Annotated in this window: 10 protein-coding genes; 3 read left to right on the top strand and 7 right to left on the bottom strand. The window is 38.6% G+C overall.

Going from position 1 to position 17,709, the window contains the following annotated elements:
• Positions 1-54: 54 nt before the first annotated feature.
• Positions 55-2,703, bottom strand: coding sequence for a DNA topoisomerase (ATP-hydrolyzing) subunit A (gyrA, locus tag B0186_RS00925; RefSeq protein ID WP_078217510.1), 2,649 nt, complete (start codon positions 2,701-2,703; stop codon positions 55-57).
• A gap of 139 nt (positions 2,704-2,842) precedes the next feature.
• Here gyrA and ubiG point away from each other — a divergent pair, with 139 nt between their 5' ends.
• Both ubiG and mfd read left to right on the top strand, forming a co-directional pair.
• Complete coding sequence (ubiG, locus tag B0186_RS00930) at positions 2,843-3,559, top strand: bifunctional 2-polyprenyl-6-hydroxyphenol methylase/3-demethylubiquinol 3-O-methyltransferase UbiG (RefSeq protein WP_078217511.1); 717 nt, start codon at positions 2,843-2,845, stop codon at positions 3,557-3,559.
• A gap of 2 nt (positions 3,560-3,561) precedes the next feature.
• On the top strand, positions 3,562-6,996 hold the full coding sequence (gene mfd, locus B0186_RS00935) for a transcription-repair coupling factor (RefSeq protein WP_078217512.1): 3,435 nt from the start codon (positions 3,562-3,564) through the stop codon (positions 6,994-6,996).
• An 18-nt stretch (positions 6,997-7,014) separates the two neighbouring features.
• On the opposite strand, the gene B0186_RS00940 is transcribed toward mfd, so the two are convergent.
• The 4 genes from B0186_RS00940 to potA form a co-directional block, all read right to left on the bottom strand.
• The gene (locus B0186_RS00940; protein WP_078217513.1) at positions 7,015-8,100 is read right to left on the bottom strand and encodes an extracellular solute-binding protein; all 1,086 of its coding nucleotides are present in this window, start codon (positions 8,098-8,100) and stop codon (positions 7,015-7,017) included.
• 160 nt (positions 8,101-8,260) lie between these two features.
• Positions 8,261-9,028, bottom strand: coding sequence for a spermidine/putrescine ABC transporter permease PotC (gene potC, locus B0186_RS00945; RefSeq protein ID WP_078217514.1), 768 nt, complete (start codon positions 9,026-9,028; stop codon positions 8,261-8,263).
• Positions 9,028-9,888 carry a spermidine/putrescine ABC transporter permease PotB gene (gene potB / locus B0186_RS00950; RefSeq protein WP_078217515.1) on the bottom strand — a complete coding sequence of 287 codons (861 nt, stop codon included), beginning with the start codon at positions 9,886-9,888 and terminating at the stop codon, positions 9,028-9,030. The genes potC and potB overlap by 1 nt, the downstream gene beginning before the upstream one ends.
• Complete coding sequence (gene potA / locus B0186_RS00955; protein WP_078217516.1) at positions 9,872-10,990, bottom strand: spermidine/putrescine ABC transporter ATP-binding protein PotA; 1,119 nt, start codon at positions 10,988-10,990, stop codon at positions 9,872-9,874. The genes potB and potA overlap by 17 nt, the downstream gene beginning before the upstream one ends.
• A 482-nt stretch (positions 10,991-11,472) precedes the next feature.
• Here potA and B0186_RS00960 point away from each other — a divergent pair, with 482 nt between their 5' ends.
• Positions 11,473-11,733 (top strand): YfhL family 4Fe-4S dicluster ferredoxin, encoded by a 261-nt coding sequence (locus B0186_RS00960; protein ID WP_078217517.1) that lies wholly within the window; start codon positions 11,473-11,475, stop codon positions 11,731-11,733.
• 129 nt (positions 11,734-11,862) lie between these two features.
• Here B0186_RS00960 and B0186_RS00965 read toward each other — a convergent pair whose 3' ends face one another.
• Complete coding sequence (locus tag B0186_RS00965; RefSeq protein ID WP_078217518.1) at positions 11,863-16,905, bottom strand: YadA-like family protein; 5,043 nt, start codon at positions 16,903-16,905, stop codon at positions 11,863-11,865.
• Between the two features lie 200 nt (positions 16,906-17,105).
• Entirely contained in the window at positions 17,106-17,567 is a 462-nt protein-coding gene (locus B0186_RS00970; RefSeq protein WP_078217519.1) for a hypothetical protein, read from the bottom strand.
• Positions 17,568-17,709 lie beyond the last annotated feature (142 nt).

A 17,709-nucleotide genomic window follows, 5' to 3' on the forward strand; every position in this document is an offset into this window, starting at 1 on the left:
CCTCTGAGCTAAAGAAGGGGCGATAATTCGCCCCTGAAATTATGATGATTGAATTTATTCTGCAATGTCTTCGTTGAGATTTTCTTCGTCTTCATCAACATCACAAACTCGTTCTAAGCTAACCACTTGTTCTGTTTCTGCCGTACGAATTAGGCGAACACCTTGCGTATTACGACCAACAATGCTGACTTCACTGACTCTGGTACGCACTAAGGTGCCTGCATCCGTAATCAACATAATTTGATCGTTTTCTTCTACTTGTGTCGCCGCAACCACTTTACCATTTCTCTCGCTCACTTTAATTGAGATAACCCCTTTAGTATTACGAGATTTCGTTGGATATTCAGAAAGTGCGGTGCGTTTTCCGTAACCATTTTGTGTTGCCGTTAAAATTGCCCCTTCATTTTTAGGAATAACCAATGACACTACTTTATCTACGTTGAGATCGAGGGTTTCTTCTGCGTTATCTTCAGAAATATCCTCAATTTCTACCGCACTTTCCTCATCAGAAATATCATTTGTTAAGGCAAGTTTAATGCCTCGTACTCCAGTAGCTAAACGACCCATTGCACGAACCGCTGTTTCGGCAAAGCGTACCACTCTGCCTTGTGATGAGAACAACATAATTTCGTTGCTGCCGTCTGTAATATCAACGCCAATTAACTCATCTTCGTCTCGTAAATTCAATGCGATAATACCGCTTGAGCGAGGGCGGCTAAATTCGGTCAAGGCAATTTTCTTCACAATGCCGCCAGCAGTTGCCATGACGATAAATTTATCTTCCTCATAGGCGGTTACAGGTAAAATTGCGGTAATACGTTCATTTTCTTGTAATGGCAGAATATTGACGATTGGACGTCCACGAGCGCCACGGCTTGCTTGTGGTAATTGATAAACTTTTAGCCAATATAATCTGCCGCGACTGGAGAAACAAAGAATAGTGTCATGAGTATTCGCCACTAATAAACGCTCAATAAAATCTTCCTCTTTCATTTTCGTTGCAGATTTACCTTTACCACCGCGGCGTTGTGCTTCATAGTCGGTAAGTGGTTGATATTTAACGTAACCTTCATGAGAAAGTGTAACTACCACATCTTCTTGAGCAATTAGATCTTCCAAGTTAATGTCGCCAGATGCTGAAGTAATTTCTGTGCGGCGAGCATCGCCAAATTCATCTTTGACTTTTTCCAATTCACCACGTAAAACTTCTCTTAAACGATCCGCACTATTTAAAATATGTAAAAGCTCGCCAATTTCTACCAAGATTTCCTGATATTCAGTGACGATTTTTTCATGTTCAAGGCCTGTTAAACGTTGTAAGCGTAAATCTAAAATAGCACGCGCTTGTTCATCAGAAAGGTAGTATTTGCCATCTCTAATGCCTAAATCAGCAGCTAAATTATCTGGACGAGAGCTATCTACGCCTGTTGCGCTGAGCATGGCTGAAACATTGCCTAATTCCCAAGCACGAGATAATAGTCCTGCACGAGCTTCATCTGCTGTTTTTGAGGCACGAATTAATTCAATAACAGGATCAATATTCGCTAAAGCAATGGCTAAACCTTCTAAAATATGTGCACGTTCACGAGCTTTGCGTAGTTCAAAAACGGTACGGCGAGTGATCACTTCACGGCGATGACGCACAAAGGCTTCAATAATTTGTTTTAGGTTTAATAGTTTTGGTTGACCATGATCCAAGGCAACCATATTAATCCCGAAAGTCACTTGCATTTGGGTTAAAGCGTATAAATTATTAAGTACCACTTCGCCCACAGCATCACGCTTAACTTCTACTTCAACTCGGTTACCTTCTTTATTGGATACATCTCGTACATTGCTAATGCCTTCAATTTTCTTCTCACGCACGAGTTCTGCAATTTTTTCCACTAATTTGGCCTTGTTGACCTGGTATGGAATTTCAGTCACAACAATGGTTTCTCTGCCTTTGTCGTTAGTTTCAATTTCTGCTTTGGCACGCACATAGATTTTGCCTCGACCTGTTTTATAGGCTTCTTCAATACCTTTACGCCCATTAATTAAGGCAGCGGTCGGGAAGTCAGGTCCAGGAATATATTGCATTAATTCATCAATAGTAATGTCTTCGTTATCGACATAAGCTAAACAGCCGTCTAATACTTCGTTTAAGTTGTGTGGTGGAATGTTGGTTGCCATACCTACGGCAATACCAGAAGAACCATTGACTAACAAAGTTGGAATTTTGGTTGGTAAGACATCAGGGATCATCTCTTTGCCATCATAGTTTGGCGAGAAGTCCACAGTTTCTTTATCTAAATCAGTGAGTAATTCTTGGGTAATTTTCTGCATACGTACTTCAGTATAACGCATTGCAGCTGGCGCATCTCCATCTACGGAACCGAAGTTACCTTGCCCATCAACAAGCATATAGCGCAATGAGAAAGGTTGTGCCATACGAACAATAGTGTCATACACTGCACTATCGCCATGAGGATGGTATTTACCGATCACGTCCCCAACCACACGAGCAGATTTAACGTAAGCTTTGTTGTAAGTATTACCGCTTTGATCCATGGAAAAAAGCACGCGGCGATGTACTGGTTTTAAGCCGTCACGTACATCAGGTAAAGCTCGTCCGACAATAACAGACATCGCATAGTCGAGATAAGAAGATTTAAGTTCTTCTTCGATACTCACGGGAGCAACATTGGGGATAAAATCAGTCATTTAGATTTCCTAATTAGGTACAAAAAATTGGCGAGATTATAGCATAACTTCTGATTTTCTCGAAATTTTATAGTGAATTTTTAATGCAGTTAGGGAATAATAATGCGATTATTTTTTACCTTCATGCGAGCTTATAAAAATGCAAAATCTTGATCCACAAGAATTAGAGAAATTTGAAAAAATGGCAAAAAGTTGGTGGGATCCCAAAGGCGATTTCAAACCTATTCATCAACTTAATCCCGTGCGATTACAATATATTCAACAGCAAGCTAATGGATTGTTAGGGAAGAAGGTGCTTGATGTTGGTTGTGGTGGTGGTATTTTGTCTGAAGCAATGGCAAAACAAGGTGCAAACGTAACGGGCATAGATATGACCGTTGCCCCTCTTGAAGTGGCAAAATTACACGCACAAGAACAAGGATTAAGCATTGATTATCAGCAAATTACAGTGGAAGAATTGTTACAAAAACAGACCGCACTTAACGCTGAAAAATTCGATGTAATCACTTGCATGGAAATGTTAGAACATGTGCCCGATCCTTTATCCATCATTCAATCTTGCCGAGCTTTACTAAAACCAAATGGGGTTTTATTCCTCTCGACCATTAACCGAACTTTTAAAGCTTGGACATTAGTGGTTTTCGGCGCTGAATATATACTGAAAATGTTACCGAAAGGGACACATGATTACGATAAATTTATTAAGCCAGCCGAGCTATTACATTGGACAGATCAAAGCGACTTAGTATGTAAACATATCTGCGGCTATCATTACAATCTGTTAACTGGAACTTTCCGCTTAAATCAAGATGTCAGTGCAAATTACATGGCAACTTTCCAACATAAATCAATTTGAACATGATGTATTTTAATTTTGATATTCCCACTCAAGCAAATGACCATAAAATTCTAGGTAATGTATTGCAAGGCGCTGATAGCCTTGCTATAGCAGAAATCGTACAACAATATCCAGGACTGACTTTTGTTATTACGCCAGATGTCAAAAGTGCGGTCAGTTTAGAAAAAGTTTTAACTGAGCTAACTCAGCAGCCCGTGACTTTTTTTCCTGACTGGGAAACTTTACCTTACGACAATTTTTCTCCTCATCAAGAAATTATTTCCGCTCGTTTAAGTGCATTATTTCAGCTCCAGCATAGCAATAAAGGCATTTTTATTGCGCCAATTACGACTTTAATGCAGCGCATTTGCCCACCAGAATTTTTACAACATAATGTTCTGTTAATAAAACGTGGTGATCGTTTAAAAATCGAAAAGTTCCGCTTACAGCTAGAAAATGCTGGCTATCGAGCGGTAGAGCAAGTGCTTGAACATGGCGAATTTGCTGTGCGTGGCGCTTTGTTGGATTTGTTTCCTATGGGAAGTGCGGTGCCTTTTCGCTTAGATTTTTTTGATGATGAAATTGATAGTATTCGTACCTTTGATGTGGACAGCCAGCGTACATTAAAGGAAATTCAAAGTATTAATTTATTACCAGCCCAAGAATTCCCAACGGATAGCAAGGGTATTGAGTTTTTCCGTAGTCAATTTAGAGAAACCTTCGGTGAGATTAGACGAGATCCTGAGCATATTTATCAGCAAATTAGCAAAGGCACATTAGTAGCTGGCATCGAATATTGGCAACCGCTCTTTTTTAGTCAAATGGCAACCTTGTTTGATTATGTGCCTGAAAATACCTTGTTTGTGGATTTTGAGCAAATCATGGCTCAAGCTGAACGTTTTTATTTGGACATCGAACAACGTTATGAAAGTCGTCGAGTTGACCCAATGCGTCCATTACTTGCTCCAGAAAAATTATGGTTGCGTATTGATGAAATTAATCGGCAGCTCAAAAATTATCCAAGATTGAGTTTGAAACGTGAAAAGTTAGCGCGTTCTTCTGTGCGTCAGAAAAATTTGCCTGTGCAAGCCTTACCAGAATTAGCCATTCAAGCACAACAAAAAGAGCCTTTACAGCCATTACGCCAATTTATTGAAGGATTTAGTGGAAATATTGTTTTTTCTGTGGAAAGCGAAGGGCGTAGGGAAACGCTGCTCGATTTACTTTCACCATTAAAACTGAAACCAAAACAAATTCAGCATTTAGCAGAAAAAGATAAGCCAGCTAGAAGCCTATTAATTAGCAGCTTGGAACATGGTTTTATCATTGATAATGAAGACCAGTTAGCCATTATTTGTGAAACAGAATTGCTCGGGCAACGAGTTCAACAGCGTGAGCGCAATAAGCGCAAAGCTGTTAATCCTGATACTTTAATTCGTAACTTAGCAGAGTTGAAAATAGGTCAGCCAGTGGTGCATTTAGAGCATGGGGTTGGGCGTTATGGTGGGTTGGTCAGTTTAGAAAATGGTGGTATTAAAGCCGAATTCTTGCTCTTAGAATATGCCAATAATTCAAAACTCTATGTGCCAGTGACCTCGTTACATTTAATTAGTCGCTATGTAGGTGGAGCAGATGAAAGTGCACCATTACATAAACTCGGTAGTGATAGCTGGGCGAAAGCACGACGTAAGGCAGTAGAGAAAATTCGTGATGTAGCGGCGGAATTGCTTGATGTATATGCACAGCGAGAGGCAAAAAAAGGCTTTGCATTCCAATATGATCAAGCGGAATTTAAACAATTTTCGGCTACTTTCCCATTTGAAGAAACCATCGATCAGCAAATGGCAATTAATGCGGTTATTTCTGATATGTGCCAAGAAAAAGCCATGGATCGTTTAGTCTGTGGCGATGTGGGATTTGGTAAGACAGAAGTGGCGATGCGGGCAGCTTTTTTAGCGGTAATGAACCATAAACAAGTTGCTGTGCTTGTGCCAACGACATTATTGGCGCAACAACATTATGAGAATTTTAAAGATCGTTTTGCTAATTTGCCTGTCAATGTGGAAGTTTTATCTCGTTTTAAAACTGCAAAAGAACAAAAGTTAGTGCTGGAAAATCTAGCTGCTGGAAAAGTGGATATTCTTATTGGTACGCATAAATTAATTCAGTCAGATGTGGAATTTCATGATTTAGGTTTATTGATTATTGATGAAGAACATCGTTTCGGGGTTCGCCAAAAGGAAAAAATTAAGCAATTGCGTGCCAATGTGGATATTTTGACCTTAACTGCAACACCAATTCCACGCACACTGAATATGGCAATGCATGGAATTCGAGATTTATCCATTATTTCTACGCCGCCAGCTCGCAGATTAAGTACAAAAACCTTTGTACGTCAGGCTGATGATAATGTTATTCGTGAGGCGATTTTGCGTGAAATTCTACGTGGCGGGCAGGTTTATTATTTGCATAATGATGTGGCAAGTATTGAAAATTGTGCAGAAAAACTGACCGCACTTGTGCCAGAAGCGAGAGTGATTGTTGGGCATGGGCAAATGCGAGAGCGTGAGCTAGAGCGAGTGATGTCTGATTTTTATCATCAGCGTTTTAATGTTTTAGTTTGCTCAACGATTATTGAAACAGGTATCGATGTACCCACCGCCAATACGATTATTATTGAGCGAGCAGATAATTTTGGTTTAGCTCAGTTACATCAATTGCGTGGGCGAGTAGGGCGCTCACATCATCAAGCCTATGCTTATTTATTAACCCCTCATCCAAAAGCTATGACCAAAGATGCCGTTAAGCGCTTGGAAGCATTGGAAAGTTTGGATAATTTAGGTGCTGGATTTATTTTAGCTACCCATGATTTAGAAATTCGTGGTGCAGGCGAATTATTGGGCAATGAGCAAAGTGGGCAAATTGAAACGCTTGGTTTTAGTTTGTATATGGAATTGCTTGAAAGTGCGGTCAAATCTTTGAAAGAAGGTAAAGAACCTTCTTTAGATGAGCTTACGCAACAACAAGTTGAAATTGATTTGCGTGTACCGGCTTTATTACCTGATGATTATTTAGGTGATGTGAATATGCGTTTGTCTTTTTATAAACGTATTGCTGGGGCTGAAAATCGAGCGGAATTAGATGAATTGAAAGTGGAATTAATTGATCGTTTTGGCTTACTACCAGAGGCAAGTAAGAATTTATTGCAAATTGCAGAATTACGTTTGCTAGCAAAAACCTTGAAAATTGTCAAAATTGACGGGACCTTGAATGGCGGATTTATTGAGTTTTCTGCGAATGCTGATTTAGACCCTGTGAAATTTGTGCAACTCATCCAACCCCAACCAAATGTATTTAAATTTGATGGACCTACTAAATTTAGATTTAATAAACCCTTGAGTTCACATAAAGAGCGGTTGGAGTTTGTGAGAAATTTAGTTGAGCATTTGTCTTAACTTATGCCCAATAAAAAATTATTTTGCAGCTTTTAATTTTTGGTAGAACTCTTCGTAATATTGAACAGCATCACCAACATCATCTTGCCAGTTGCTGTTTTGTAATACGTCAGCTGTTGGATAGATCGCAGGATCTTGTGTGATTTCAGCAGGAAGTAATTCTAATGCTTTGATGTTAGAAGTTGGATAACCAATTTCTAATGTTAGTTGTGCTGCAGTTTTTGCACCTAACATATAGTTAATTAATTTGTGCGCTGCATCTGGGTTTTGAGAAGTTGATGGAATTGCTAAAGTATCAACCCAAAGAACTGGACCTTCTTTCGGGAATACCATATCTACAGGTGCTTTTTCTTTCTTAGCGATACGTACAGAACCATTCCATAATTGACCAACATTCACTTCACCAGAGATAAATGAGTTAGCTGGGTTATCTGAGTTAAAAGATAATACGTTTGGACGTAATTTTAATAACTCTTCATAAGCTTGCTCAATGATTTTTGGATCTTGTGTATTTGGATCTTGTCCAATTTTTAATAATGCAATGTTAAATACTTCACGAGCATCATCTAATAATTGAACTTTACCTGCAAATTCAGGTTTCCATAAATCAGCCCAAGATGTGAAATCAGAGCCTTTATATTCATTTGTATTAAATGCAATACCTGGCGCACCTAACAATTGAGGTAAAGAATATTTATTACCTTTATCGTAAGGTTTGTCTAACCAGTCTGGATTTAATTCTTTGATAACAGGTAATTTGCTATGGTCTAATTCCATCAGCATACCTTCACGAGCCATTTTTGAAACAAAGTAGTTTGATGGTGCAATAACATCATAACCGCCAGCAGAGCCTTGAGTTTTGATTTTTGCATACATTGTTTCGTTAGATTCTAGACTTGAACGGTTAACTTTGATGCCAGTTTCTTGTGTGAAACCTTCTAATAAGCCATCAGGAACATATTCTGTCCAAGTATAAAGATAAACAGTATCATTTGCAGAAGCAGCTGGTGCTTGAGTATCTGCCGTTTTGGTGTCTTTATCATTACAAGCCGTAAGGGCAGCAGCGATCATTCCTAGGGTGAAAAGACCTGCAAATTTTTTCATTTCTATCATTCTCCTGTTAAGAGTAAAAAACAACCGCACTTTTCAATGCGGAATATACTTTTGGACTTGAAGGAATAAAAAACGCCTTACCAAAAGTAAGGCGTATTCTATGTGATATTGATTTGTTTGTGAAACATTATTTCACAATTTTTTAATAATATTATTTCCCTTTTTTAGCAATGATTTGACTGAGAATTACTAAGGTTAACGAGAAAATAATCATTAAGGTTGCTAGTGCATTTACTTCTGGAGTTACGCCTGTTTTTACTAATGAGAAAATCTTCAATGGTAAAATTTCATAACTTACACCGCTCACAAATGATGATACGACTACATCATCTAATGAGATAGTGAAACTGAGTAACCAACCAGAAACAATAGCTGGCAACGCAAGTGGTAAAATAATTTTGCGCAATATGGTGACTTCACCTGCGCCTAAGTCTTTGGCGGCTTCTAACATTTTGTTATCAAAACCTTTTAAGCGAGAGAACACACTGACAACTACATAAGGTAAACAGAATGTTACATGAGCTAAAAGTAATGACCAAAATCCAAGAGAAACACCAACGATCATAAATAAGGCAAGTAAAGATACTGCCATCACAATATCAGGCGACATCATTACAATAAACAACATGCCACTTACTGCTTGTTTACCACGGAAACGATAACGATAAAGCGCTATAGCAGTTAATGTACCGATAATTGTGGCTAATGATGCAGCAAAAAATGCGATAGTCACAGAATGGATTGCGGCTTGAATGAGTGTATCATTATTAAATAAACGCTCATACCATTGAAAGCCAAAACCTTTCCATGTATTACCAAAACGGTCATTATTAAATGAATTACCGACAAGGATGATGATTGGGATATACAAATAAGCGTATACCACAAACATAAAAATATTACGTAGTAAACGACTCATTATTCCAACTCCATTTTTTTGTTTAATAATTTACTTACTTTATAGTAAATAAAGATCAATAACGCCATTAAGATTGTAAGTGCAATACTGATTGCTGAGCCCATAGGCCAGTTTCTTGTTTTTAAGAATTGGACATAAATTTCATTACCTACTAGTGCTGCTTTTGCACCACCAAGTAAATCTGAAACATAGAACATTCCCATTGCTGGTAGTAAAACAAGTAAGCAACCGGCAATAATTCCTGGCATTGTTAATGGAATAATGATTTTAACAAAGCGTTGGAATGAATTTGCGCCTAAATCTTTTGCAGCTTCTAACAAGCGAAGATCAAGTTTTTCAATGGCGGCATACAGCGGTAAAATCATAAAAGGCAGTAAGATATAAACTAAGCCAATAATAACCGCAGTTTCTGTATTTAAGATACGAATTGGCGTATCAATAATGCCGATTGCAAGTAGAGTATTGTTTAAAATCCCTTTCACGCCAAGAAAGATTTTCATTCCATAAATACGAATTAGCGAGTTTGTCCAAAATGGTAAAACCACAAGAAAAAGTAAAAATGGACGATATGAAGGTTTAATTTTGGCAATGAAAAAAGCAAAAGGATAACCTACAAGTAAACAGATAATTGTTGCAATCGCAGACATGCGGAATGAATTCCACATTACTTTGGCATAATGTGGATCCACTAAATTTGCATAGCTTTCCAAGCTAAAAGGTAGCGCATAAAAGTTACTGCTATCTTTTGATAAAAAACTCACTGTTAATACTAATAAGTTTGGTACTAAAACAAAGAATAGTAACCAGCCGAAAATTACACTAACAGTGGCGTTTTGGAATTTATTACTGGTCATCTTCATCGTCTAGTACAACCTCCCAGCCTTCGTGCCATGTTAATGCCACTTTTTGACCTACCGAGTGATCGATATGTGGATCGTCTTCGTTGAAGAATTCACTTACTAAGACTTTCATATTGTTGTGATCAAGGATAATGCTTGATTCTAAAGTCATGCCTTTATAACTACGATCAGCAACATGTCCAATGATTGCTTTAGAACTTTCATTTTCATCAAGCTCCTCAATAACAATATCTTCTGGACGTAATAAAACTTTGAGTTTTTGATTTGGTTGAACATCTAAATCTGTATAGATTTCACAAATGCGACCTTCTACATTTGCTTTAACTGTTTTTTCATTTGTGCGTTCAATAACAGTTGCATCAAAAATATTGATTTCACCGATAAATTTAGCCACAAATAAATTTTTGGGATCCTCATAAATATCACGAGGAGTACCACCTTGTTGAACTGTCCCTTTATTCATTACGATAATACGATCAGACATGGTCAATGCTTCTTCTTGATCGTGAGTAACGAAAATAAAGGTAATGCCGAGTTGGCGTTGTAATGCTTTCAACTCATTTTGCATTTCTTTACGCAATTTATAATCAAGAGCAGATAAAGATTCATCGAGTAATAACACTTTTGGTTTATTTACTACCGCTCTTGCAATAGCAATACGTTGTTGCTGACCCCCAGAAAGTTGAGTTGGCTTGCGATCAGCCATTTCTTCTAAGCGAACCATGCGTAATGCTTCCATTACACGAGGTTTAATCTCAGCATTTGGTACTTTTTGCATACGTAAACCAAAGGCCACATTTTCAAAAATTGTCATATGTGGGAATAGGGCATAACTTTGGAATACGGTGTTGACAGGACGGCGCTCTGCTGGCACATCTGTCACATCTTCACCATCAAGAATAATACGACCTTCATTTAACTCTTCAAACCCTGCAATGAGGCGCAATACGGTTGTTTTACCGCAACCTGAAGGGCCGAGAATTGTTAAGAATTCACCGTTGTTAATTGTTAAATTGAAGTTGTTGATGATAGTTTTTGTATCATAAGACTTAGTAAGAGAATGAAGCTCAATAATAGGCTTGTTTTGAACTGTATTTTCCACTAGCTTTGGTTTTCTCCCTAATGGACCTGAATTATTCAGGTATTGAGTAGAAATAAAAAGCTCACAATGAAATTGTAAGCGCCCTTAATGTTGAATGGCTAATGATATAGCTATTAACTCATAATGAAAAGTAATAACTTAATTTTCCGATATTATGTGGCAGTTGCACAATGATTAAATAGCAGATTATCGTAGGGACGCCACGCTGGCATCCGAATAAAAAATTCTTTTCAAATCAAATAATTGTGATGATATTTGAAACGGACGCTAGCGTGGCGTTCCTATTTTACTGCTTTAATGTTTTGTGCATTTGCATACATAATGCCGTAAAATTGAAAACTGTCGCACATTATACTCAGTTATGATTAGCTTGTAACGCAATTAGAGCAAATTAGTTTTTATATTTTTAATAAATTAAATTCTTATTCAATTTTTTAGCGATATTCTTTATAATCAGCCATTTTTAAACAAGGTTAAGGGAAATGGCACTATTCATCACGAACAAATGCACAAACTGCGATATGTGCTTACCTGAATGCCCTAATGACGCAATTTCAATCGGCGATGAAATTTATGTAATCGCCCCCGCACTTTGTACTGAATGTATCGGACATTACGACACTCCAACTTGTCAAAAAGTTTGCCCTATCACTAACTGCATCAAAACCGATCCCAACCATATCGAAACCGAAGAACAACTTTGGGAGCGTTTTGTTTTAATTCATCATGCGGATAAATTTTGACATCCTCCCCTAAGGACAAAAATTCCGACTAAATTTGCTACATAATGTCGAAATTGTGGCTGGTTATTTTGGTCTATGAAAAAAAATAGGACGTTTGAACACGTCCTATTTGTTTATATTGATGTTTGATTACCAAGTATAACCGACACCTGCACCTACAGAGGTTTGTTTATCGCCATGTCCTAAGCTGAACTTGACGATAACTTTACCGTTGTCAGACACTCTAGAATATCCCATCGCAAAGGCTTGAGTTCCCATATAATGCCCCGTTGCTAAACTTAACGTACTCTTACCAGGTAAGAATACCTGCGGTAAGTTAGCCTGCGCAACTGCTTGAGCGACGCCAGCACGCATATTCTTATCTACAGTATTGATTTGGCTTTGTAATCCATCAATACGTGAAGCATTGCTTTGGATAGCTAAGTTAGTTTGATACAACTGAGCACCATTGACAGCTTGTTTACTATGTTCAGAAACTTCACCTGGTGCAACGTTATTTAACACAGTAGGATCAACTACAGGATCAGTATTAGATTGTCCTACATGCACTAACGAAAGAACCGCATCTTTACTTTTCTCTTCTGCTTTAGGATCTACTGTGCCATCAGCTTTGACATCTTTAGCTTTATAATATTTACCGTCTACATTAACAAGACGATTACCCTCTTTGTCGGTAAACACCAACGGTCCTAAAACACCATTTTTAACATCTTCATAGGTTTTCTTGACCGCACTTTCTGTCGCAGCACGACCAGCATTATCACCTTTGCCATAATCTTTTGCAGTAACATCACGAGCTTCTAAACCAGTTAATTTACCGCCTTTATCAGTTACTTCAACAATTACTTTATTATTGTTGTTACCATCAGATTTAGCCAACGTCAATTTACCAGCCTCTAGCTTGCTTTCGTTGTCTCCACTACTTAAAACTACATCAGTGGCAGTAATACTATTGCTATTGCCGTTTTCATCAGTAATCACCGAACCTTTTACGCTAACATCATGTGAATTGCCCTGTTCATCGGCAATCACTACGCCATCAGGGGCTAGATCCGTTGTTACATCAGGGTTAGCCTCATCTGTAATAGAAAGGGCTTTGAACTCTGGTTTATCCGCAATTTTAATCACAACCTGATTATTCTTAATTTCAGTCGCAACATTCTTCGCACTAAATCCTTCTGTGACCGCTTTTTTAGATTTCGCTAATGCTTCTTTGTACTTAGCATCGTAATCGGCTTTGTTAGGCGCACCATCTGCTGGCACATCAGTGATACCCATTTCTTTAAGTACAGCATCTTTCGCTTCTTTATTTAAGTCTTTACCAACAATAGATACTTTTTCGCCTAAGTTTTTATGAATATCATCACCCACATTTGCACCGAAATCCAAACCAGCTTTAGCCAGTGCCGCCACATCAGACCCCGTAGCAACATTATCTTTTTTCTCTGCTAATGTTCCGTTGTTGTCAATAAGTTGCTTAATAGCACTCGCCGCTTGATCTTTATCAGTTGAAGCGTCTTTGCCTAAAATGCTTTCTACGTTTCCAATCGTGATCGGATCTTTGCCCTCACCTTTTGGCATAACATTCACAATCACATCTTTATTAGCTATTTCATTTAGCGAATTCGGTTTAGTCGCATCTTTTGGCTTATATTTGCCCTCTTTGGAATCATAATAATAATTGTTTAACTCAGATTCTTTATACAACTTATTATCTAATCCTCTTACCACTTTTTCAGGATCTTTACCTTTCGTTGCATATTCAAACGGTTGCCCCGAGGTTGCTTCTTTGATTCTCGCATCTACATAGTTTTTATTGGCTGCAATGCTACCATCAGTTTCATCGGCCGTTATATCCGCTAAACCGTTGATTCTACCTCTTGCTTTACCCGTTTCATCGTGAGCAAAATCAATCGAAGGACCATGCTGCTCATTTCCTGCGTTGATGACAACAGAATCCGTGCCTTTTTGATCAGTGAGTGATAGTTTACCTGCGGCCAATGTAGAAGAACCATTCTCGCCCTCTACATTCACACCCTCGGCACTCACATTACTACTATTGCCATCGGAATCGCTGATCGCAATTCCCTCTTTATCAATGATATTGCTCTTATCATCATCAGCAATAATTAGCCCTGTTGCATCAATATTGTTGCGGTTATTTTTGTCGTCAACAATCTCTGCACCGTCCGCACCATACTTAGCATTTCCCCGGCCATCTTGAGTTTCAAATGATAAATTATCCGCACTTAACTCAGAAGAACCATTCTCGCCCTCTACGTTCACACCATTCGCACTTAAGCTACTGCTATTGCCATCGGCATCGTTAACTGAAACGCCGTCTTTATCAATAACATTGCTCTTATGACCGTCGGCAATATTTATACCATCTGGATCAATTGCAACAGAATCGTCCGATTTTGGATCAGTTACATCAATGCCTTTAAACTCAGGTCGCTCTGCAACTTTAATAGAAATTTCTTTGCCGTCCGTTGTGGTAATAACATTCTTATCGCTAAACCGATCAGTAATCGCTTTAGTCGCATTTTGTAACGCTTTCTCGTAATCACTTCTTTTCGAGTCTGAAGTATCAGGCATCTGAGTTAGCCCCATATCGCTTAACACTTTCTGTTGTGCTTGCTCAAACAACGTTTTGTTTCCGACGATTGCCAAGGTATCCGTTAATTTTTTGTGAACATTCGTACCCGTATTGCCTGCAAAGTTCAAGCCAGCAATCGCAACCGCCTGTAAATCGCCCACTGTCGCCACTTTGTTAAGTGCGGTGCCTGTAAACGAAGAATTATCTTTAACAAGCTCTGTGATCTTAGTTGTTGCATTGGCAACATCGATTGCGTCTGGTTTAGCTAAGTTACCTTTCGATCCACTCGTATAATTACCTGTCAACCCTAAACCGCTTGCCACATTGCCAACAGATAACGCAAGGTGATCAGGCGTTATTTTGCTTGCGGCAATCGTAACGTTCATCGTTTGATCAGGTCTTAAAGAATTCACTATTTGACCTTTTGCTGTCATGTAACCCTTTCCATCTTGATAAGTTGCATCTTTTAACTCATCTTTTTTATACAACTTACCATCACGCCCTTTGACCACTTCAACTTCTTTGCCGTTTTCATTCAGCATAAACACAAACGGTCTGTTCGCATCAACCTCATTCACCTTATTGGTTAACTTATCATTGGCTTCTTTCACTTGATCGTCAACGTATTTTTTATTCGCTGCATCGTAATCAGCTATCGGCGTTGCAACGTTGCTGATTTTCACTTTATCATTATCTTTAGTAAATACGACCGCACTTCCGCCCACTTTGAATGTTGTTGCCGAACCGCCATTACCAAAGGTAATGCTGTTGTTAGCATCATGCCCCACACTTGCTAAATTGGTTAGATTACTCGCCAATTGGATTTCTAATGTGTTAGTGGTTGTATTAGCTTTAACATTAATATTGTTTTTCGCTGTGCTGGTCGGTGCGGTATCGCCCTCGCCCTGAATTTTCAAAGTTTCATCGAGTTTTCTCGTGATAACTTCAGAAGCGTTGTTGCCTGTGAATTTTAATCCTTTATTGACCGCACTTATTAACTGTTCCACCGCACTGGTTACATTTGTTGCACCACTATTTAACTCACCGCCTTCAACTTTAGTAAATGTTTTAGGCTTAAATGTTTTGTTGTCTGTATTTACTTCAACACCCAATGTTGTGGCTAAATCCGTCAATTGTTTGCCTGAAACCGCCTCTGTGCTTGATGTGGTTAAATTTGCGTTCGCTAAACCTGTGATATTACCTGTATTGCCATCACCTACGGCAAACTCGCCGAAGTTTGGTTTCCATTGATTGCCAGAGCCTGTGTAAAGTTTACCCGTTGACGGATCGTAACCAAATGCGGATAAATTAGCCGTTGTTTTTGAATCACTACCAATTGCTACACTTTCTTTTGTGGTAACAGTTGCACCACGTCCGATTGCAACACCACGGTTTAAATGTACTCTTGAATTTTTACCTATGGCAACCGCCGCCCACGTGATACCTTGGGCTTCACCATTATTACCTTTATTTGACGCATCAACAGTGTCTCCAACCCAAGCTTTATCCCCGATAATAACGGATCCTTTTGCGATAGTTGTGGTCTGACCACTTTGTACAAAACTACCCGTACCGTTATTACCAATCACTACAGACGCTTCATTAGCTTTTATACCATAACCTATACTGATTGAATAATTTGAGCTTGCGAAGGCATTATGACCTAGTGCAATTGCATCGATAGCATCGGAAGCGGTTGTTGCGTTTACACCGATTGCAATTGTATGCCCCGTTGATCCTGAGGCATTGGCAAGAAGACCAATGGCAATTGATGAATTAGCGGAGGATTTTGCGCGATCACCAAGTGCTACTGAAAAGTTAGCACTTGCGTTAGCCTCGTTACCAAGTGCGGTCGCTCTGTGGAAAGAATAGGAACCTGAACCTAAAGACACTGACTGTCCACCATAGGCATTTGCACTTGCCCCCAGTGCTACAGATTTTAAACCTTTCGCCTTTGCTCTAAATCCCACGGCGACTGCTTGCCCGTAGTTGGCTAAAGTGTCTGCTTGATTATTTAGGGTTATTTTACTACCATCTTCTTTTAAATCCCCCTCAGCTTCTGAGTCAGTACCAATTGCAACCCCAAATCGATGAACTTTATCTTTTCCTATCTCCGATATAGTGCAAGTTGCACCACATTTGGAGATATCTAATCCTCTTCCATTTCCATAGTTCTTTGAACTAGGATTCAAAATAATCGAACCTAAAGCTCCGAGCTTGTCGTTTGCACTCTTAAATGTATCTTCAGTACCGTGTGGTGCGATAATATGCGGATCACTGTTATTAGTAAATACTATATTTGTACTTGTAGCATAAGTTTTAACTGCACCTAAATAACTTAACGTACCTAGCACCCCAATCGCAGAATATTTAAGAGCGGTCTTATTTTTAGCAAAAATACCCATCGCCAACGTTACTGGGTTTAAGGCAAAAGATAAATTATGTTGAGAATTGATTTTGCTTGGTTTTATCGCTGAATTTGTAGAAGATTTACGTTGCCCCGTCGCTAATTCCGAAACCACAACAAACGTATTTAACGTTTTGCTCCAAATAACACGAAAAATTTTGTTCATAGATTTTACCTTTCATTCACTTATGAAATAACTAACTCACTTATCATTAAATAGCTTAATTGATTTTTTTTAAAATAATCTAAGCAATAAACATTTAATCGTTGCGTTGCAAGTGGCGAAAGAGAAATAATAAAAGAATGAAGGTATCTAGCCTCTAAGCTTTAACAATTCTCATTTAACCATCATTGCATAATAATACATCAACTGTTAAAAGTCCAGTTACCCTCTGCTTCATTTCCATTACCTGCTTTTGACTTCTCAACAGTGTCTCCAACCCAAGCTTTATCCCCGATAATAACGGATCCTTTTGCGACAGTTGTGGTCTGACCACTTTGTACAAAACTACCCGTACCGTTATTACCAATCACTACAGACGCTTCATTAGCTTTTATACCATAACCTATACTGATTGAATAATTTGAGCTTGCGAAGGCATTATGACCTAGTGCAATTGCATCGATAGCATCGGAAGCGGTTGTTGCGTTTACACCGATTGCAATTGTATGCCCATGCCCCGTTAATCCTGAGGCATTGGCAAGAAGACCAATGGCAATTGATGAATTAGCGGAGGATTTTGTGCGATCACCAAGTGCCTTCACATCTCGTCTTAGATTTGTTCTCAATGAACGTTTGGATAATGTTTTTTTATTTTTTCTCGCCATTTATATTCGTTACTCGCAAATTTATTCTTCTTCCACCGCACTTACCGTTATATTGAATGCAATGCGTCTATTCTATCGCTTAATTTTTAAACAAAATGAGGATTAGAATTGGTCTACTTATACATTAATTTTTGAGCCTATC

This window comes from Canicola haemoglobinophilus (assembly GCF_002015075.1).
GTDB classification, from domain to species: Bacteria; Pseudomonadota; Gammaproteobacteria; order Enterobacterales; family Pasteurellaceae; genus Canicola; species Canicola haemoglobinophilus.